This is a genomic window from Nostoc sp. (genome assembly GCF_036918015.1).
GTDB lineage: Bacteria > Cyanobacteriota > Cyanobacteriia > Cyanobacteriales > Nostocaceae > Nostoc.
In genome coordinates this window covers 120,073-139,374 of the sequence record NZ_JBALEO010000047.1, presented here as the reverse complement: position 1 = coordinate 139,374, position 19,302 = coordinate 120,073, and the positions used below count along the sequence as shown (strand labels likewise).

The window sequence follows — 19,302 nt, the reverse complement described above, 5'->3', positions numbered from 1 at the left end:
TAAGTTTTACCCCTCCCTAACCCTCCCCTTATAAAGGGGAGGGAACTGAATTTCCTGTTTCCCCCCTTTATAAGGGGGGATTAAGGGGGGTAATTCGACTTGTGTGTACACCTACCATAGCGATGCTTTGGGGAGGAGATTAAGGGGTGGGGTGTTAGGGACTTTTACAAGATATCTAAATAATGCGCGTTTTGATTTTGGGTGGGACGGGTGATGCAGCAGAACTAGCTGCCAAAGTTACGACTATCCAAGGGTTAGAAGTAATAACTTCTCTTGCTGGCCGCACCCGCGAACCGTCAGTACCGCTGGGCGATTTGCGGGTTGGAGGCTTCGGGGGTGTGGTTGGATTGGCTAACTATTTGCGAGTCATGCAAATCGACTTATTAATTGATGCAACCCATCCTTTCGCGACTCAGATTTCCTTCAATGCGGCAGATGCGGCAACGGAAGTTGGAGTCCCCCGTCTGATGTTAATCCGTCCGCCTTGGGAAAAAGTAAGTGGCGATCGCTGGATTGAAGTTGATAATGTTGAAGCCGCAGCAACAACCCTGCAAAATCAGTCACAGCGGGTATTTTTGACAGTTGGAAGGCAAGAACTCGCCGCTTTTGCTCATTTGGAGAAAATTTGGTTTTTGATGCGGATGATTGACCCTCCTACCGATGATGCTTTAGTACCGCCGGGGATGGTATTGTGCGATCGCGGGCCTTTTACCCTCAATAATGAGAGACAAATTCTGATTGAGAATAACATTGATACCATTGTCAGTAAAAATAGCGGTGGCGCTGCGACAAAGCCCAAGATTATTGCCGCGCGAGAACTGGGCGTGAAGGTTGTGATGGTAAATCGTCCAGCGATACCGCCAGGGGAACAGGTTAGTAATGTTGATGCTGCTTTGGTATGGCTAGCCCGCCGTAGGCATCGCAGTTAGTAAATAGCCAAAATTGATAATACGATCTTTCCTAATTTCCGTATAATACACGGGAACGATCGCAGTAACGACTTCCATGAAAAATCTAGCTTTATCTGCCATAGTCCTTGCCACCATATCTGGATTAGTTTTCGGGACAATGCCAGCCGCTTCTGCTTTAAGTTGGAGTTGGAATTATTCTGGTACTGGCGTAGCGGCGAACGGTACTTTCACGACTAATGACACCCCTAACGATTTGGGTTTTTACTTGATGACTGGAATTACTGGTACGCGAAATGGTCAAACAATTACTGGCCTGCAACCCGCCGGTACTCCAATGCCAGGAAACGAACCTTTTGATATTGATAATTTAATTAGCCTTAATACTCAGCAGTTAACGGATAAGGGTTTTGCATATTCCACTTCAGGAGGAAATTATTCTAGTCCATTTTTCGCTAGTTTTTTGCCGACACCAGGTTATTTAGAGGTTTTTTCTGCGCCAACTAGACCAGGTTTTGAAAATTTAGGATTAGAAGATAGGGAATTACCCATTAGTTTTTCTGCGACCCTAATCACTGCCCCTTAACCCACTTCTATTTTTAGCTTACCGATCATCGGCACTTGGGCGCACCTTACAAGCCGATGCATTCACAATACAAGCCGACGTATTAACAATGCAAGCCGATGCATTAACAATACAAGCCGATGCATTCACAATGCAAGCCGATGCATTAAGTAGGTGGATCTAAATAAATATAAGATAGTTCGTCATTGCGTACTCCTTTGGAGAACCCGTTGGCGCAGCCTCTCCAAGAGTTGGGTACGAAGTGAAGCAATCGCAAAGACTGAGATTGCCACGCTTCACTTCGTTCCGCTCGCAATGACATCTTATATTTAATTGCGTCTGCTTACTTAACACTTCAAGCCAACGCATTCACAATGCAAGCCGATGCATTGGCATTGTAGGGTATTGCCAAATTTAATTCGCTATGAATTAATGAAATGCTCTACTAAGTGTTGACGTTCGGTTTTAAACCCTTAAATTCATGAGAAAACTTGCAATCTCTCTATAGGCTCTTTGAGACACACAGATTAAAGTAATATAGCAACGGTGGTATCATTGCATCCAAATGATACCGTAATTTTGTCTAGATATAGAATTCTATCGCCCTGCGGACGGTAGATTATTTCTAAAAGGAGTTTGCTGCAATGTCCACAACACCAACTACTCGATTAATTTTAGAGACTTTACTCCCCCATCTCAAAGTAGCAGCAGCCTATGCCAATTTTTTACAACCAAAAATTGCTGCACTTCCTGCCAAAGAACAAGCAAACAACTTTTTTAGTGCCGCCCTTACTGACGCAGATGTGGCTATTCAAAATCTGGTAGAAGTAGTATTACTAGGTACTTTCCCAGATATTCGCTTTTATGGTGAAGAATATGAAAGTTCTAATAATACCAAATATTTTCGCGCTACCGAACTCGGTTCAGAAGGTGATTACTTAGTAACACTTGACCCGATTGATGGCACGAAGTTTTATATGGATGGACATTCTAATTACCAAATTATTCTCAGTATTCTAAATGCGGATGAGTTTGAAGCAGTAATTGCCATTTCTCCTGCCCAAAATATTTATTTTTACGCGCTTCGAGGTGAAGGTGCTTTTAAAGGGACGCTGGAGATGAACTTAGAAGCTTGTGCCCCATTAGATATAACATTTGCCAAACCTTATATTTTATTGGGATGGGGAATGAATTCCATCGCACATTTATTAAAAGATCGATATAAAGTAATCGATATAGCGGCTGATTACTCTAGTGATATTCAAATTCCCAATCTTAATGGTATTCTTAGTGGCGATTTGAGTGGAGCAGTTATCAAATCGGGCAAATTTCTTGATAGTGCTGCACTCGCTTTTATTGCAAAAGAGGCTGGCTGGATTGTAACTACTCTGGACGGTTCGACTTTACCGCCACTGCATACTTGTCAAAACTATAGTATGCCTGGATTGATTGTAGCTGCCTCAAAATCTGTTCATCAAGATTTATTAGAAGCGATGCAAAGCTTTAGGAGTAATGAGTGCTGAGTAATGAGTGCTGAGTAATGAGTGCTGAGTGCTGAGTAATAAGTAGTAGTTGTGAATCTTCCCACTCTAAGCTGGAGAATTCACTACTGGTAACTGAACTGGATACCGTTTTCCACAAATCATATTTTTTGAAAAAATGAAAATCTGTATTGTTGGCGCGGGTGCGATTGGTGGATATTTAGGGGCGAAATTGGCACTGGTAGGTGAAGAGGTGACACTAATCGCGCGTGGTTCTCATTTGGAGGCAATTCAAAAAAATGGGCTGAAGCTGTTCATGGCAGATGGTTCTAGTCAAATTGCTACTCCGACTTTGGCAACGAGTGATATTCAAGAAGCTGGGCCACAAGATGTAGTAATTTTAACTGTGAAGGCTCATAGTGTACCTGCGATCGCACCTTTTCTCCCAGCACTCTACAATCCTCACACAATGGTGGTGACAGCCCAAAATGGCGTTCCTTGGTGGTACTTTCGTCAACATGGCGGTGAGTTTGAAGGTACGCGGATTCAATCTGTCGATCCAGATGGGATTATTGAAGCTAATATCGGTGCTGAACGCGCTATTGGTTGTGTGGTTTACCCGGCAACTGAGATAATTGAACCAGGTGTAATTAAACATATTGAAGGCGATCGCTTTACTCTGGGTGAAATCGATGGTAGTAAAAGCGATCGCATCCAATTATTGGCACAGACTTTAAAACAAGCAGGATTCAAAGCACCAATCCGCAATCAAATTCGCACGGAAATTTGGATCAAGTTGTGGGGAAATGTAGCGTTTAATCCGATTAGTGCCTTAACTGGTGCGACTCTAGAGGATATTTGCCGCTATCCCCTGACTCGTGAACTAGCGCGGCAAATGATGACTGAAACTCAAGCGATCGCCGAAAATTTGGGTATAAAGTTTGGCATCACTTTAGAACAGCGAATTAATGGCGCAGAAAACGTTGGTTCCCATAAAACCTCAATGCTACAAGATATTGAAGCCAGACGCCCCACCGAGATAGACGCCATTGTTGGCGCAGTCGCAGAATTGGGAAAACTTACTCAAATTCCCACACCTCATATTGATGCTATTTATGCCAGCGTCAAGCTACTGGAGGCAACCAAAATAAAAATTTGACAGCCCCTAATTAAAACATTCCAGTAATTAGTATAAAATTCTCCGCGTACCTCTGCGCTTCCCTCTCCGCTCCTTTGCGTTTAAATTTCACCCTCAATTCCCCACGAATTTACACATTTAAGTTGCAGAATTTAAATATAATTATCAAGTTCATGAAGAAAAAGAAAATATGGCTATCAACCATACTAGTTGTAGCAGTAGTAATAAACATCATTATCGGACATAGTAATTCTCTCAAAGCTGCCTCACCTTTAGGGAAAGACACGCTGACGTTGATTACTTCCCCAGATTATCCTCCTTATGAGTTTTATGATACTAAAGGAGGCGATCGCCAAATTGTTGGCTTTGATATAGATATTGCCAAAACCCTTGCTGAAAAACTAGGGTTTAAACTTAAAATAATGGAATCCGATTTTAATGGATTAATCCCTGCACTCCAAGCAAATCGCGCTGATTTTGTCATGGCAGGGATGACTCCGACTCCAGAACGTCAGAAAAATATTGACTTTTCAATTATTTATTACGAAGCCAAAGATACCATTGTCGCTCCTAAAGGTAGCAACCTGAAGCAACCCCAAGACTTATCAGGAAAAAAGCTTGGGGTACAACTAGGAACCATACAAGAACAAAATGCTCAGAAAATTGCTAAAAAAGTTGCGGGTATTCAGCTAAAGCAACTCAACAAAGTGCCAGAAGTAGTTCAAGAAATCAAATCTGGGCGAATTGATGCCGCAATTGTTGAAGATACCGTCGCTAAGGGATTCGCCCAAGCTAACCCAGATTTAGAATTTAATACTATTCCCTCAGAAGAGGCAAGTGGATCGGCGATCGCTTTTCCTAAAGGTTCTTCTTTTGTAGAACCGTTTAACAAAGTCCTTCAACAAATGAAGGACGATGGCACATTGAATAAACTTGTAGCCAAGTGGTTTTCAGAGAATACTACCGCCAATACTGCATCTTCAACTCCTGTCAAAGGCGGATTGAATCTCGACTTCACCAGAATCCTTCCCGATATTCCCTTTATTCTGCGGGGAATCCCGTTAACTTTGTTGTTCACCCTATTATCTGTAACCTTGGGGTTAATCTGGGGAACAATCCTATCTCTATTAAAAATTCTCGGCATCAAGCCGCTTACCTGGGTTGCGAATGCCTACACCTCTGTTTTTCGAGGTACACCTTTGTTATTACAGTTGGCATTAGTTTACTACGCAACACCCCAGCTTACAGGCTATGACATTTCCGCATTGGAGGCTGGGGTGCTAACTTTCACCCTGAATTCTGGTGCTTACATGTCAGAAACCATCAGAGGTGGAATTCAGGCGGTGGATAAAGGGCAAAGTGAAGCGGCGATGTCTATGGGTGTTCCCTATTGGTTGATGATGTGGGATGTGATTTTGCCGCAAGCATTAAAGAATATTCTCCCAGCATTGGTAAATGAAACTATCGGATTGCTTAAAGATTCCGCGCTGGTGTCAACCATTGGGGTGGTGGAAATATTACGCAGCGCCCAAATAGTTGGTGCAAATAAGTATATTTATTTTGAACCACTGCTATTTGCAGGGTTAATTTACTATGTTTTAGTAATGGGTATGACTTTGGGTGCATCCGCTTTAGAAAGGAGGTTACGGGAAAGTGAGTAATGTAGTAATTCGCACGGAATTCTTATGTAAATCCTTTGGCAAACTCGACGTACTCAAAGATATTTCCACTGAGTTTTACCAGGGGGAAGTGGTTGCCATATTAGGCCCTTCTGGTTCAGGTAAGTCTACCTTTTTACGATGCATAAACTTGCTAGAACAACCCACCAGAGGCAGAATCTACTTTCACGACCAAGAAATCACCAAGCCTAAAGCAAACATTGCTAAAGTGCGTCAGCATTTGGTGATGGTATTTCAGCATTTTAATTTGTTTCCTCACATGAATGTGCTGGAAAATGTCACCTACGCACCCATCAAGGTAAAAGGTGTTAACAAGCAAAAAGCAGAAGAACATGGCTTAGAATTGCTTGCTAAGGTAGGTTTAGAGTCAAAAGTATCTGTGTACCCATCCAAACTATCTGGGGGACAGAAACAGCGAGTAGCGATCGCCCGTGCCTTAGCAATGGAACCAGAGATGATTTTGTTTGATGAACCCACCTCTGCACTAGATCCAGAAATGGTCAAAGATGTGCTGGAAGTGATGAAAGCTTTAGCACTTTCTGGTATGACAATGGCGATCGTTACTCATGAAATGGGCTTTGCCAGAGAAGTTGCCAATCGAATTATGTTTCTCGACCAAGGAAGTTTAGCAGAAGATACTACTCCTAGCGAGTTTTTCCAAAATCCTCAGTGCGATCGCGCCAAGCAATTCTTAGAAAAAATGCTTTAGAACATCAGGAATTCGCCGCTTTTTTTGTATTCTTGAAACTTTTCTAAAACGGGGCGATCGTTTGGCATTAATGTAGGTAAGTCAGCCAAATCAAAAAATTCCAGCGCCAGCGATTCTCCATCTAAGCAAGCGAGGCTGCCTGACCATTCAACGGCTCGCAAAATTAAAATGAAGGTTTGGACGCGATCGCCGTTGGGATAAGTTACAGTTTCATGGGCTGGGTTGGAAGAAAACCCCACAGCTGCGAAACGCTTAACCGTTAAACCAGTTTCTTCAAAAACCTCTCGCGCTGAACATTCTTCGGCAGATTCACCTACTTCTGGACAGCCACCAGGTAGTCCCCAAAGTTTGAAATCACTCCGCTTTTGCAATAAAACACGCCCCAAATTATCCTCGATAATCACACGTGCGCCAAACATTAGAAGTAGGCGATCGCCTACAACCTGTCGTAACTTGCCAAGATAAGAGTCTGACCAATTTGCCATAACGAGAAAGTTTGTAAAGAAAATCTAAAGGTAGCAAATAGCGATCGCCTGAAAACAGGATAATGCAGCTGAACAGGTTAATTATTCCCATTCAACCTAGAATTATGGCATCTCCACCGAAAATCCTTGCCTTTGCTGGCAGCACCCGGATAGATTCTTACAACAAAAAACTGGTAAAAATCGCGGCGGCTGGCGCTAAGGCAGCTGGCGCAGAAGTGACTTATATAGACCTCCGCGATTTGCCTTTACCTCTATTTGATGAAGATTTGGAAGCTCAAGAAGGGCTACCTGCCAACGCCCGCATTTTCAAGGATTTGATGATTTCTCATCAAGGATTGCTGATTGCTTCGCCGGAATATAACAGTTCACTCACAGCAGTTTTGAAGAACGCCATTGACTGGGCATCCCGTCCAGCCCCAAATGAAGCACCATTGGCTGCTTTTGCAGGTAAAGTGGCTACTATTATGAGTACTTCCCCAGGCGCTCTTGGTGGTTTGCGGGGATTGGTTCACCTGCGGTCTATTTTGGGAAACATCAAAGTTTTGGTACTACCCGACCAGATAGCAGTATCCAAAGCTTACGAAGCTTTTAATGCTGATGGCACGTTAAAAGATCCTAAACAGCAACAATCTATTGAGCAGTTAGGCGATGGCTTAACAAAGATATTACTGAAGCTTAGGTAATTTACAAGAATAAATATACCGATGCCGTTGGTTTCGACTTCGCTCAACCAACTGATAGATCGAGAGTTGAGCGAAGTCGAAACTCGCCAACACATAGGGATTTTGATAAATTACAATTGGTAAATCTCACTTGCTGCCTTAGCTAATTGCCGTTTCAATCCCTAATAGGGATTTTGATGAATTGCAATCTTTTGGGTCTAGGCTGGAATTGGTTATTACACCTGTTTCAATCCCTAATAGGGATTTTGATGAATTGCAATATCTCTGTTGATGAAAAACACTATCTCCTAATTAGTTTCAATCCCTAATAGGGATTTTGATGAATTGCAATCTCTTGCGGCTGCTTGCTATTTACCTATCAACTTTGTTTCAATCCCTAATAGGGATTTTGATGAATTGCAATCTTGCACCCAGGACGGTTACTTTGCTTTGCTTGCAGTGTTTCAATCCCTAATAGGGATTTTGATGAATTGCAATCCACAACCCACTTTATGAGAATAAGAGTATGGCGAATCGTTTCAATCCCTAATAGGGATTTTGATGAATTGCAATTTGATTGGATCGATTTATAGGTTAGCTCAAGTTGAGTCGGTTTCAATCCCTAATAGGGATTTTGATGAATTGCAATTTTACCCAACTGCACCAGAACCCACACCAGCCGGAAATGTTTCAATCCCTAATAGGGATTTTGATGAATTGCAATTAAAAGAAAATATTACAGCGCCGGGGAGTATACCGCGTTTCAATCCCTAATAGGGATTTTGATGAATTGCAATAATCACAGCTAGATATACCAGCCTTAGTGTAGTTCCGTTTCAATCCCTAATAGGGATTTTGATGAATTGCAATTCTCCCTGCGGTAAAACTGTAGTAGCAAAATCCCGGTTTCAATCCCTAATAGGGATTTTGATGAATTGCAATGCTAGATTACGATTTCCGTGTAATCCACTACTTGTTTCAATCCCTAATAGGGATTTTGATGAATTGCAATTTATTGTACTTAATATCGTTACTCAGTTTTGTAAATGTTTCAATCCCTAATAGGGATTTTGATGAATTGCAATGGGGCGGGGGTGGCGGGTACATAGTTTTGGTTTCCCCCGTTTCAATCCCTAATAGGGATTTTGATGAATTGCAATCCTTCAATAACTGTACAAACCATCAGCAGGTGATGTGGGTTTCAATCCCTAATAGGGATTTTGATGAATTGCAATTTTATTATCAAGGATTTGATAATGTTGTCAGCTTGTTTCAATCCCTAATAGGGATTTTGATGAATTGCAATCATGACACACAGGGTTTTCAAAGCTTTCTACTCGTTTCAATCCCTAATAGGGATTTTGATGAATTGCAATTCGTATTGGTAGATAGCAATATTAGCGTTGATAGTTTCAATCCCTAATAGGGATTTTGATGAATTGCAATCCCTTTTTGAATTCCCCAATTTCATATTGAGCCAAGGTTTCAATCCCTAATAGGGATTTTGATGAATTGCAATATTCGAGGATTTGAGTTATTTGATACGTATTCTTTAGATGTTTCAATCCCTAATAGGGATTTTGATGAATTGCAATATACAAATAGTGTCCCACCAAGTCTTCAGATTTCGTTTCAATCCCTAATAGGGATTTTGATGAATTGCAATATAATCCGCCATTGCATTCCCGCCTTAACCTCAAGTTTCAATCCCTAATAGGGATTTTGATGAATTGCAATTTGCCAAGAAGAGACAGTGTTGGGAATGTTAGGTTTCAATCCCTAATAGGGATTTTGATGAATTGCAATCAGCGTCTTCCTCTTCAGTATTGGCGCATATTGCCCGGTTTCAATCCCTAATAGGGATTTTGATGAATTGCAATCAGGGTGTATCGGGTTAATCCCAAGTCAGTTTCGCGTTTCAATCCCTAATAGGGATTTTGATGAATTGCAATAGTGGCAGCCGGAACGGCTACTCAAGAGCAGGCTGTTTCAATCCCTAATAGGGATTTTGATGAATTGCAATTCTAAGTAGCCCTTGACATTTTATTTACTGTGTGATAGAGTTTCAATCCCTAATAGGGATTTTGATGAATTGCAATAGCAGGAGCCTGAAAGTCAAGCTGTATTTAGTTTTCAAGGTGCGGTTGCGCGATTCAAGGGCAATCATAGCATTAGAGAATTCGTTTGGAAAGAGCGCCAGGAAAATTTAAAGGCTGAAATCGTATTTTGATAAGCATTTCGGGAATTGCGCGGATGAGGATTAGGCGATTAATGGCTTGAAAGCCTTACTGGAGTTGGGATAGAAGCACTTTTTTCGGGCTGTGAAATTTCTACACCTACCCTTCCGCGCATTTGAGATACAGGAACCTAGCTAGAAGGAGACTCAGCAAAGAAAATTGTTTCGTCTCGTGGCTGTTCTCCGCCAATACGTTCAACTTTTCGCTGACAACAGCCACAGAGAAAATAAAAGCGCACGCTGTCAGTGTCGGGTTTAATCAATTTTGCTAAACGCGATCGCAGTTTAGCATACTGAGTGGGAGTGACATCGCACTCAAACACACTCAGTTGCATCCATTGTCCATAAGACTTAAGAATCGAATGGATTTTAGTCCGACGCTTATCTTCTGGAATATCGTAGCTGACAACGATGTACATGGGAATAGGGAAGAGGGAAAAATGACAAGTTAACGCGATGTGCAACTTATTCTTAAAACCCCTCTCCAAACCTCTCCCCGAAACGGAGAGAGGCTTTAAGTCTTGCTCCCCTTCCCTCCCAGGGAAGGGGTTGGGGGTTAGGTTTGAGAGAAAGTTGTACACCGCGTAAGTTATTTGAGAATTAAGGGGGGATATTTATCGATTTCGTTCATGAGGTATTTAGCCAGTAACCTCGCTTGAATTTCAAAGGATTCTTGGTAGGTGCATTTGTTTCCCAAAACTGGATGTTTAAAACTCGATAGTTTCTTTTGTTGGTAGGCGCGAAGAAATGTATGCAATCCTTCTTTGGTTAAATTTACGGCACCACTGAGCGGTTCGGTGGTAAAGTCAGTTAGGGTTAGCGATCGCTTGTTAATCAGCGACAACACAACAGCATCCACTATTAAAGGACGAAATTCTTCCATCAAGTCTAAGGCTAGGGAAGGTCTACCATAACGCTCGACGTGTAAGTATCCTAGATAGGGATCGAAGCCGACAATATTTAAAGCACTTTGCACATCATGGCGTAGTAATGAATACCCGAAACTCAGTAGAGCATTAACTGGATCGGTTGGTGGGCGGCGGCGTCTGGCTTCAAATTGAAATTCTGAGGTTTTGATTAGCTGTTGAAAACAACCAAAATAGGCTGCGCTACCAGCACCTTCTAAGCCTCTGAGGGAATCAATACTGCTAGTTTTTTCAATTGGTGCGATCGCGTTTTCCAATCGAGTGATGTTATTATTCAGGTCAGTATCAGGATGTTCTCGCTGAGTGCGAAGTAAGCTATGGCGGTAATTTTTTAATTTCCCCCGCACAAATCCTCTAACTAAGTGTATTGCTGGTTGTGATTCTCCTATAGCTTGCCATTGGGCTTTACGAACAAAGATATTTTTAGTAGCTTCTGGTTCTAAACGCCCTAAATATCGTCCGTTTTCTGTGAGAAATGTTAAACAAATGTGACGATCTAAAAGTTCACTGACAACGGAGGGAGAAACGGTAGCCCTTCCTAGTACTACAATTCCTTCTATTTTAATTAAAGGGATATCCAAGATTATTTTTTGTTCAGCTTTGACGGTGAGACGTTCGTCAACTTTACCGATAAAAGCATCGGCTTGTGTTACGTAAAGTGTTCCCATGATTTCATCCTTAATTAATTGAAAGTTATCAAACTAAATACAATACGGTTTTGTTAGCTTGTTTACTGCGCGAAGATCCCCCCAACCCCCCTTTTTTAAGCTTGTCATTACCCATATCTTTTTAATCTCTCGCTTCGTTGCCAACCCGCCTTGGAATAAATTCCGAGGCTAATAGGTTAAGTCCTCTCAAGAGGACTAAATACAAGATTTTAAGTCATGTAGATGGTTAGACTCTGTGTGTTTGGGAAAATTTCAGTCCACTTAAGTGGACTGAGCTATTAGCCCAGAACTTCAGTTCTGGGTGGGATGTCGATGAACGCGATACTTTGACTGTTACAAAAATGTGGGTAATAACAAGTTTTTTAAGGGGGGTTTATGTTTATCTTTTACATTTTTAGAGATAGCGATTCCCCCAATCTCTGAAAATAGGCGCTATGCAATGTTCCTCCTTTACCCCCTTTTGAAGGTGGTCGCCACAGGCGAGGGGATCTTATTTGAACAGTATTAAAAGTGAATATGTCCTCAACTAGAAGTTACCAGAGGATGATTTAATTTACTTCTTGATAACTTCTGACTTTATCAGTTGCTTTGGGTAAACATTGCGAATAAAGACTGCATCCTTGGCAGCGTTTGCTGTAAATTGGTTTTGGCATTTCTCCTGTTTCTAGGAGATTTGTAACAGATTCAATAGTAGCGATCGCACTTTGCCGTAACTCTTGATTAATCTCTACTAATTGCCGTTGATGGGAGTGGGCATAATAGATATATCCAGTAGTAACAGGTTGTCCTGTCATCTCTTCTAAACATAAGGCTTGGGCACAAACTTGCAATTCATCGTTATCCCATTCGCCTTTACGTCCCCGCTTGTATTCCACTGGATAAACTTGACCTGATTCTGATTCAATTAAATCAGATTTGCCGATGAGTTTGTATTGCTCAGACTTTAGCCAAATTGCCCGAATCTGCCAAGTTTCTCCTCGCTGTACATCGCTTGTCGTGTGGACGCGATCGTGTAAAGTTGTACCTTCAATTGTGTATTGATTATCAGTAAATTCCCCTGCACAAAACATTCGCCAACAGCGATGCGGACAATAGGCATATTGATTCAATGCCGCAATTGAAATATATTCGGTTTGATTCATAACTTAGGTGGTTTTTAAATGATTATTGAAATTAGGGAGAATATAGCCGCCGTGTCATCCCCATACCCATTGTTGTTTTGCGACCAATTCCTGCATACAAAGCAAAATCAGCTAAAGCGTTAAGTTGCTTAATTTGTATGGGTTCAATTTCTCCCAAAATCTTGTACTTAACTTCGCCAATAATGCCAATAAATTTACTGCGGGAATCAGCTAATATTTCTGTGTGAATATTGACAAATGACGGAAATATTGACTCAATGGCAATCTGAGAAAATTCTATGCCACTGTATTTATTCCACCGCGAAAGTAGGGAATTAAAAACAGATTCTCTGGTAGGAAGGGTACTATCATACTGTCCTTGGCGGAAAGCGGTAGGCGTGGAGAAGCTAAGGTTAATGGAAGAATTGCCATTGCTAGCTTCTTCGTATAATTGAGCATAAGTAGTGGCATTTGCCCAAGGTTGAATAGATTGGGGTGTACCTTGAATGCTGGTAATATACAAGTCAGCCGGGCCAAGATGCCAAGGGCGATTGGGATTAAGATTTAGCCAGAGTTGGGTAAGTTTGCTAAATAGAGTGTCATCTAATAAGGAGATGCGCCACCAACAAGGAGTACCGGCGGGAATGGGTTGTTGATGTGAGTATTGCAATTTAGATCCCCCCCTACCCCCCTTCAAAAGGGGGGAATTAATTTGTAAGGGAGAGAGGGTGAAAGCCTTATCTGCGGTGGAATCGTGCAAGCGATCGCCCAAACTTTGATCTACAGAACTAACGAGGGTTAAAAATAAGGCGTGGAGATGTCTACCTGTAAGATACTGTGGTGGAATGGGCGATTGAGGTAGCAAATTCAACACTAAACTATGAGGCATACTTTCTCTTTTTGGTTGTAGACTGAGTGCTTCTTGACTCTACAGTGAATTCAGGGATTTCCTGGAGTTCAGCATCACTCAAACTATACTGTTCACAAACGAGACTCAGACGATTTCCTGGGGTTTTGACAGCGTTAACCGAATGGGTTAAATCACCTTGAAAATAAACTAAAGTATTGAATTGGGGCTTAATTTGCCCAAGTTGGCGTTTGTGCGATCGCAATACCAGTTCTCCCCCTTCCATATCCGCAGGTAGGCGCACATAGAGGACACTGACAACCGCAGGTGGTTCAATGGTTTTGGAGTAGGAACGCAAGGAGCGATCAATATGCGGATCGACGCGGGAGCCTTCTTTGAGTTGTAAAGGATTGAGGTAAAAAGCATTACAGTTAGGCTGGAGAGCCAAATCGAGGTAAGGTTTGAAGTAGGGAAACTGCTGCTCTACTTTTGCTAATCCAGAACGCTGAAATACTACAGAAAATCCTTTGGTGGCGACAAAATCGCGGTTGAGGTTGTTAATAGCAAAGTAAGGACAAGCTTGGATTTCTCCCCACAAATTGTTTAGGTAATCGCTGGGGAAGGCGTTGGTTTGTTGTTGATAGTGTTTCACGATGGATGTGGGGAGCGTACAGAACTAACAGGGGTTAAAAATTGTAGCGTAATTTGTGACTGGACGCTAGAACCTGCGAAAAAGAAAAAACGTAGTAAGGGTTTTAGGAATTAATTAACTCCGAAAACGATATTCTATCTTAACTGGAATTTTTAAGTTTTGAATGCCATCAAATTGATAGTATTGACCTCGCATTTGGACATTCTGAATTAAGCTAACTGGAGGCATATTCACAACATCATAGCTAATCACTTGATTAGTGAACATCACATCTAAAGGATTTAATGGATGTGTACAAATAAATATACCTTCAGTAATTTTATGTTTCGGTAATGGTTCAACCGTCACCTCAGCTTTGCTCATCCATTTACCCAAGCGAATCCACTTTGGTAGTTTGAGTTCTTTTTGAGATATGACAAAAAACTCAAATATACTTTCTGCTGCTATTTCTTTCGCTCTGCCAAAACTAGGGATATTTTTTTGGGTTTTCTCCATTTCAACGTGGTAGTTGTTGTTAGCATACTTCCATGTATTGAGGATAGAAGAATGAGTGAGCGATCGCGCTGGAGTTACGTAAATTTTCTGTTGATTGAGTGGCGTTAAATGCTCCTCATATTTTGGCACTTGTTCGGGGCAAAAATAGCGATAGGAATGTTCTTCAGCAACGGTAGTAGAGTAGATTTGGCTATCAACTAAACCCAGTGCATAACAGAGGGCATAATTGTGAATTATTGCCTCTGTTTCATACAATCGCCCGATTTCACGAGTTGCGTAATAGAGGCTGTCATGAAGTTCTATTTGACAGCGATAAATAAACACCATCTTACTTACTCCGTTACAGCAGCAGCTTTCTTATTATTCTTGGTATCTTTCTTAGGGTCTTTCTTACCTGATTTCAGAACCCATGTTTGAGCATAAACAGATGATTCAGAATTTGCTTGACTCAACATTTCTTGCAATCGAGTTTCATTACTGGTGATAGACTTAACTTCACTCAAAAGTTGTGTGAAGGATGTACCAACAAAATCAGTATGAGAAATGCACTCTTGAGACATTAGAGCAGTAATTGCTTGTGTAGCCGCCTCTAAAACCTCCTCTTCATTGAGCGGATCAGGAGGATTAATTTGCTTTGGAGTTGCATTGTTCATTACGTCATATATCTTTTGAGTCCAGAGAAGATTACTAACAATCTCACCATCAGCGAAAATGACTCCAACTAACTCATTACGTACTCTACCAGTACGGGTAGTCTGCGCTCCGTAATGGCGTGTCCTGAGAATATTATTGAAAACGTAGAGAAATCCAGCTTCAGTAGGATCTTTCAGCGTGACAATGCTGGGGAAAAAGACTTGAGGTAAGATATGGTCTTGACTATTAATACGGCTGGTTACTTCCCCTTGACGGCTCATTGTCCCATTTTCAAAAGGTGCATTGAGGGTAAAGTTAAGGTGAGAATCATCAAATGGTGTGATGGAATAAGCTGTGTCTACAACTACTTTCGACTTTTCAGAACCAGAATCACCAATAGCAAAACCGTAGAGAATACAATCAGGAGTAGTTTTGCTGAAATCTACGTTGTAGTCGCATTTTTCCCAGTCACCAATTTTGTAGTTACGTAATAATTCTCTACCTGTTAAACGTTCTGGTGTAGACTGTTTGCGCTTAAACATTGCCAAGCGACTAATAGGTTCTTTGTTTTCAATTCCAGCACGTACTCTGGCTTTATTGAGTTCACCATCTGTCTGGAATAAAGGATAAGATTCTGTAACGCGAATAGTAATGAAATGAACATATTTTCCCATTGGTTTAGCAGGAATTACATCGTGGAAAAATTTAGAATCGAGTGTTTTCAAGAATTTCATGATTTGATTGCTCCGATTTAGTTAGTTGGAAAAAAAGAATAAATTAGACTGATGCTTCAAGTTCTAATTCAGGAATATCATCAGGTTCATCTTGTGGACGTGCTTTACGTTCTTCATCATCTGCTAGGCGATAAAGGTATTCACAGGTATCTCTAATTAAATTGAGTTGAGTACCTGCTAAACGTGCGCGATCGCTTTTAAAGCTTCCCTCAAATATTTCTTTTACAAAATACTTAGAAAACTCATAAACTGCTTGACGTTCTTCTTCGGAAGTTAAGGCAGGTTTCCACTTCCCATCAATTAAAGTTAATGTTGGTTTTCCTTCAGCCGCTCTCCGTCGCACATTATTCATCAACTTGGCTAGACGAGCCGCTACCACATCTATTAAAGAATCAGTGTCACTAGCCATAGATTTATCAATTTTCAAAATTACATCAGCAGCCTCATCAATTGGTTTGAGAATTGCATTAGCTTTAGCATATTGACTTTTGGAACGATAAAAACGACGGTATAGTTCTGTTAACTTACGCAGTTGATTCACAGCTTTTTCTCCTGGTTCAAAATAGTGATAAAAATCCAAGTATAGGCGAACTTTTGCCATAGGTACAGCATCAATTTTGTCTTGCTTTCGCAACCATTTATTAAGGTAATAGAAGACATAGAGAGGACTGGTTTCTAAATCCCGTGCTAAATCTGCTAATTTTCCCCAATCTGGATCGCCATCCTTTTTACGGTTAACTTCCAAGTGAATAGAATAAGCAGCAGTAAGAACATTGAGGGGAGAAAATTCACGTTTTTTTGAACTACCAGGTAGAATGCTATCTAAACGATAGTTATCTTTTTGAATCAAAGAACGAATCGCTTGATGTTCTCCATCAATTAAAACCGTTTCTTCAAAATCAGCGCCACTAATGAAAGGTGGTACAGGTGATTCTGATGCTACGACTTTCACATCTAGAATAAGCGGTAATGCTAATGCTAACCAAGCTGGTGTTACCCAAGATTCTGTATCTGTAGCGTCTCTTCCAGGCGGTAAGCCTAAAAAGAAAAATGTCAGAGTTTCATGTTCTGGAAAGCTAATTTTAAAAGTCCGATCATCTTCTGGTTTTAGATTTTCTTTAATTAGTAGAGAATCAACTTTTTGATAATCATCAATTTGAAAGTTTGCAACTTGATTTTCTGTGACAAAGTGCTTACGCATTTCAGCATCAAACCGAGTTCGAGAAAATTGATTGTAAGCCTTTTGCAAAAACTTATTTGTTTCTGGGGTAAAAAAGTAAGTTGGGTAAAGGTAGAGATAGCGATATTTTCGTCCTTCAAAATCTGCTCCTACGGCATTTGTTTGGTTCATCAAAATTTGTCTCAACATAATTTCAATTGACCAAATTGAGCAAATTTGCCGTTTAGCAGCTTGAGCATTAAATAAAATCTGACGGTTACTGTAGACTTGAGGAGCAAATAAGGTCGCTGATTCCATCTGTTCAGTCACAGTATATGAAGAACTAGAAATTGCACAAACATTTTCTCGTCCTCTACCCGTAATTTTGGCGGCATTATAGCGTTTAAGTTCAACTAAAAATGAGTCCGGTTTTGGTTGTATAACTGCGCCTGTTGGTAAAGAAATAACTTGGCTGACATAAGTTTTTAAGTCATCCCAGCCATCGGGCATATCCTGAAACTCTGCTAAAATTGGTCTAATAAAAGCAGCAGCATGATTCACCATCCCTTTCATAACTTCCAGAATTTGAGCAAAGTCCAAACCTGAATTATTGCGAAAGTATTGCGCTGCTAGGTAATACCAATCAAGAGGTACACCACCTGTTTTTTTCAAAGATTGAATTTCTCTGATGGCTGGAATTTCTGCTGATAATTCCAAATATTCAGCTAGTTTTTGTGTCAAATCTAAATCAGGAATACTTTTTCTCTGATTTTTTACTAGTTGTTTCTGCCAATCATTAACTTTTTCGCACCAACTACCCCAAATCCCTCGACACAAAACATCACCAAATTCTGCCAAGCGATCGATGCGGATTTCATTAGCAATTTGTAAATTTAAGTGTGCTGATAGTTCGCCTTGCGCTTGATAATTTAGCAAGCTTTCGCCTCGCTTATCAGCAGAAGCAGGTTTTGAATCTGGAAGTAGCCGAGAAGCAGCATTAATGCTAACTTCCATTAATTCAACTACATCAAAAAATAACCAGTAATAATCTGCAAATTTAAAACCCTTGCCATCACGATTAAAACCTGTTTGTCTTTCCTTTAGTTTCTCTGCACATAAGTACTTTATTTTGGCAATAACTTGTTCAGGAATTTCATCAGTTGTAATTGGAGGAGGATCAACAGTAGCTAAATATACAACGCCATCAGGTAGATAGAGTAATGGCGTATAAAACTCTTCAGTATGTGCTGCAATTAAAGCATTATTGAAAATATTTGTGAGAACACCGCGATTTTCTGAAAGAGAATGATAGGTAAGTTGTAATTGATGATTGCTTAATCTTGCAAGCAATGTAGGTAAACGACCATTTTCTACATCTCTCGGATGTTTAATAACTGAAGCAAATAAATCAGATAGTGAAACTAAGTCAATCAAAATCTGTCTAATTCTGCTATCTAGTCTTTCATCATCTAAAGGTTTTAAGCCACGAGTAATCAAACCTAAATCCGCATCATTTTTAACTCCTGAATTGCTACTAATCTCAATGATGTCATCGATAAGTTCTTCCCATTGTTCGCCTAGTAAGTGGTATAAGCCAAAATCTAAAATCTTTTTGGTAATGTAGCCACGTCCTAGATTTGGAGCATCTTCTTTTTTTGGTGGTTCTTCTTCCCAATTGCGAATAATAAAATTTTGTTCTAACCAATCTCGATAGTCAGGGAATTTTTCATAGTCATGCAACAAGTAGGAAACAATAAATACAGAGGATTGCAAATCTTCACAATTACGCTTAACTGGATTTGTGCCTATTCCTTCTGCTTGTAACTTCCTCAAAATTCGATAGCTGGGAAATAGACCATTAAGTAAGTGAGCAAGTATAGATTGGTCGCCAGCGTTGTCTCTACGAAGTGGTTTTTTCCCTGCGGCTGCGCGTTTGGCATTAATAATTTCTACAGTTACTTCAAAGAATTTACCACCCTTAGCGGTTGCTCCTGCTAGCTGTCGAATTAAATTAGGTAAGACATAATCAGCAAACTTTTCTAGGATGCGATCGCCTTCATTTCCTTTTGCCTTTTTTACAGCTTCTTTAAATAACCGAATAGTGAGAAGTTCGCGTTTGACAGGCGATTCATCATCTTCATCCTTTCCTGAATCAAAATCTGGTACTTCTTCCGGTAAATCATCATCAAATTCGTTCATTAGTT

The 19,302-nt window shown here is 40.7% G+C and carries 16 protein-coding genes and 1 CRISPR repeat array; of the genes, 7 read left to right on the top strand and 9 right to left on the bottom strand.

Features of this window, described 5'->3' with window-relative positions; all coding sequences use genetic code 11:
* Nucleotides 1-182: 182 nt before the first annotated feature.
* From V7K61_RS11420 to V7K61_RS11395, 6 genes are all read left to right on the top strand, one after another.
* Nucleotides 183-929 carry a cobalt-precorrin-6A reductase gene (locus tag V7K61_RS11420; protein WP_335053429.1) on the top strand — a complete coding sequence of 249 codons (747 nt, stop codon included), beginning with the start codon at nt 183-185 and terminating at the stop codon, nt 927-929.
* A gap of 76 nt (nt 930-1,005) precedes the next feature.
* Nucleotides 1,006-1,494, top strand: a complete 489-nt coding sequence (locus V7K61_RS11415) for a PEP-CTERM sorting domain-containing protein (protein ID WP_335053428.1) — start codon at nt 1,006-1,008, stop codon at nt 1,492-1,494.
* Between the two features lie 623 nt (nt 1,495-2,117).
* Entirely contained in the window at nt 2,118-2,996 is an 879-nt protein-coding gene (locus V7K61_RS11410; protein ID WP_335053427.1) for an inositol monophosphatase family protein, read from the top strand.
* Nucleotides 2,997-3,132: 136 nt separating this feature from the next.
* Complete coding sequence (locus V7K61_RS11405; protein ID WP_335053426.1) at nt 3,133-4,113, top strand: 2-dehydropantoate 2-reductase; 981 nt, start codon at nt 3,133-3,135, stop codon at nt 4,111-4,113.
* A gap of 152 nt (nt 4,114-4,265) precedes the next feature.
* Entirely contained in the window at nt 4,266-5,753 is a 1,488-nt protein-coding gene (locus tag V7K61_RS11400; protein ID WP_335053425.1) for an ABC transporter permease subunit, read from the top strand.
* On the top strand, nt 5,746-6,480 hold the full coding sequence (locus tag V7K61_RS11395) for an amino acid ABC transporter ATP-binding protein (RefSeq protein ID WP_335053424.1): 735 nt from the start codon (nt 5,746-5,748) through the stop codon (nt 6,478-6,480). Before V7K61_RS11400 ends, V7K61_RS11395 begins: the two co-directional genes overlap by 8 nt.
* Here the strand turns inward: V7K61_RS11395 and V7K61_RS11390 are convergent.
* Nucleotides 6,477-6,965: an NUDIX hydrolase gene (locus V7K61_RS11390; RefSeq protein ID WP_335053423.1), complete on the bottom strand. Its 489-nt coding sequence runs from the start codon at nt 6,963-6,965 to the stop codon at nt 6,477-6,479. The two genes, V7K61_RS11395 and V7K61_RS11390, sit on opposite strands and share 4 nt — an antisense overlap.
* A gap of 62 nt (nt 6,966-7,027) precedes the next feature.
* Between V7K61_RS11390 and V7K61_RS11385 the strand changes: the two genes are divergently transcribed.
* Entirely contained in the window at nt 7,028-7,648 is a 621-nt protein-coding gene (locus tag V7K61_RS11385) for an NADPH-dependent FMN reductase (RefSeq protein WP_335053422.1), read from the top strand.
* A gap of 151 nt (nt 7,649-7,799) precedes the next feature.
* A CRISPR array of direct repeats spans nt 7,800-9,726; the repeat unit is 37 nt; unit sequence GTTTCAATCCCTAATAGGGATTTTGATGAATTGCAAT.
* A 268-nt stretch (nt 9,727-9,994) separates the two neighbouring features.
* Here V7K61_RS11385 and cas2 read toward each other — a convergent pair.
* The 8 genes from cas2 to cas10d all read right to left on the bottom strand — a co-directional run bounded on the left by cas2 (nt 9,995) and on the right by cas10d (nt 19,297).
* Entirely contained in the window at nt 9,995-10,282 is a 288-nt protein-coding gene (gene cas2, locus V7K61_RS11380) for a CRISPR-associated endonuclease Cas2 (RefSeq protein WP_094347310.1), read from the bottom strand.
* 170 nt (nt 10,283-10,452) lie between these two features.
* Complete coding sequence (cas1d, locus tag V7K61_RS11375; RefSeq protein WP_335053421.1) at nt 10,453-11,457, bottom strand: type I-D CRISPR-associated endonuclease Cas1d; 1,005 nt, start codon at nt 11,455-11,457, stop codon at nt 10,453-10,455.
* A 548-nt stretch (nt 11,458-12,005) separates the two neighbouring features.
* On the bottom strand, nt 12,006-12,599 hold the full coding sequence (cas4, locus tag V7K61_RS11370) for a CRISPR-associated protein Cas4 (RefSeq protein WP_335053420.1): 594 nt from the start codon (nt 12,597-12,599) through the stop codon (nt 12,006-12,008).
* 31 nt (nt 12,600-12,630) lie between these two features.
* Nucleotides 12,631-13,467, bottom strand: a complete 837-nt coding sequence (gene cas6 / locus V7K61_RS11365; RefSeq protein ID WP_335053419.1) for a CRISPR-associated endoribonuclease Cas6 — start codon at nt 13,465-13,467, stop codon at nt 12,631-12,633.
* The gene (locus V7K61_RS11360) at nt 13,457-14,077 is read right to left on the bottom strand and encodes a 2OG-Fe(II) oxygenase (protein ID WP_335053418.1); all 621 of its coding nucleotides are present in this window, start codon (nt 14,075-14,077) and stop codon (nt 13,457-13,459) included. The genes cas6 and V7K61_RS11360 overlap by 11 nt, the downstream gene beginning before the upstream one ends.
* Nucleotides 14,078-14,191: 114 nt before the next feature.
* The gene (gene cas5d / locus V7K61_RS11355) at nt 14,192-14,899 is read right to left on the bottom strand and encodes a type I-D CRISPR-associated protein Cas5/Csc1 (RefSeq protein ID WP_335053417.1); all 708 of its coding nucleotides are present in this window, start codon (nt 14,897-14,899) and stop codon (nt 14,192-14,194) included.
* 5 nt (nt 14,900-14,904) lie between these two features.
* Entirely contained in the window at nt 14,905-15,939 is a 1,035-nt protein-coding gene (gene cas7d / locus V7K61_RS11350; protein ID WP_335053416.1) for a type I-D CRISPR-associated protein Cas7/Csc2, read from the bottom strand.
* 43 nt (nt 15,940-15,982) lie between these two features.
* Nucleotides 15,983-19,297 carry a type I-D CRISPR-associated protein Cas10d/Csc3 gene (cas10d, locus tag V7K61_RS11345; protein WP_335053415.1) on the bottom strand — a complete coding sequence of 1,105 codons (3,315 nt, stop codon included), beginning with the start codon at nt 19,295-19,297 and terminating at the stop codon, nt 15,983-15,985.
* Between the last annotated feature and the right edge of the window lie 5 nt (nt 19,298-19,302).

What these genes read in the sequence shown, in the direction of transcription:
- V7K61_RS11420 (WP_335053429.1), top strand. Translation starts at nt 183, where the DNA reads ATGCGCGTTTTGATTTTGGGTGGGACGGGTGATGCAGCAGAACTAGCT.
- V7K61_RS11415 (WP_335053428.1), top strand. Translation starts at nt 1,006, where the DNA reads ATGAAAAATCTAGCTTTATCTGCCATAGTCCTTGCCACCATATCTGGA.
- V7K61_RS11410 (WP_335053427.1), top strand. Translation starts at nt 2,118, where the DNA reads ATGTCCACAACACCAACTACTCGATTAATTTTAGAGACTTTACTCCCC.
- V7K61_RS11405 (WP_335053426.1), top strand. Translation starts at nt 3,133, where the DNA reads ATGAAAATCTGTATTGTTGGCGCGGGTGCGATTGGTGGATATTTAGGG.
- V7K61_RS11400 (WP_335053425.1), top strand. Translation starts at nt 4,266, where the DNA reads ATGAAGAAAAAGAAAATATGGCTATCAACCATACTAGTTGTAGCAGTA.
- V7K61_RS11390 (WP_335053423.1), bottom strand. Translation starts at nt 6,965, where the DNA reads ATGGCAAATTGGTCAGACTCTTATCTTGGCAAGTTACGACAGGTTGTA.
- V7K61_RS11385 (WP_335053422.1), top strand. Translation starts at nt 7,028, where the DNA reads ATGCAGCTGAACAGGTTAATTATTCCCATTCAACCTAGAATTATGGCA.
- cas2 (WP_094347310.1), bottom strand. Translation starts at nt 10,282, where the DNA reads ATGTACATCGTTGTCAGCTACGATATTCCAGAAGATAAGCGTCGGACT.
- cas1d (WP_335053421.1), bottom strand. Translation starts at nt 11,457, where the DNA reads ATGGGAACACTTTACGTAACACAAGCCGATGCTTTTATCGGTAAAGTT.
- cas4 (WP_335053420.1), bottom strand. Translation starts at nt 12,599, where the DNA reads ATGAATCAAACCGAATATATTTCAATTGCGGCATTGAATCAATATGCC.
- cas6 (WP_335053419.1), bottom strand. Translation starts at nt 13,467, where the DNA reads ATGCCTCATAGTTTAGTGTTGAATTTGCTACCTCAATCGCCCATTCCA.
- cas5d (WP_335053417.1), bottom strand. Translation starts at nt 14,899, where the DNA reads ATGGTGTTTATTTATCGCTGTCAAATAGAACTTCATGACAGCCTCTAT.
- cas7d (WP_335053416.1), bottom strand. Translation starts at nt 15,939, where the DNA reads ATGAAATTCTTGAAAACACTCGATTCTAAATTTTTCCACGATGTAATT.
- cas10d (WP_335053415.1), bottom strand. Translation starts at nt 19,297, where the DNA reads ATGAACGAATTTGATGATGATTTACCGGAAGAAGTACCAGATTTTGAT.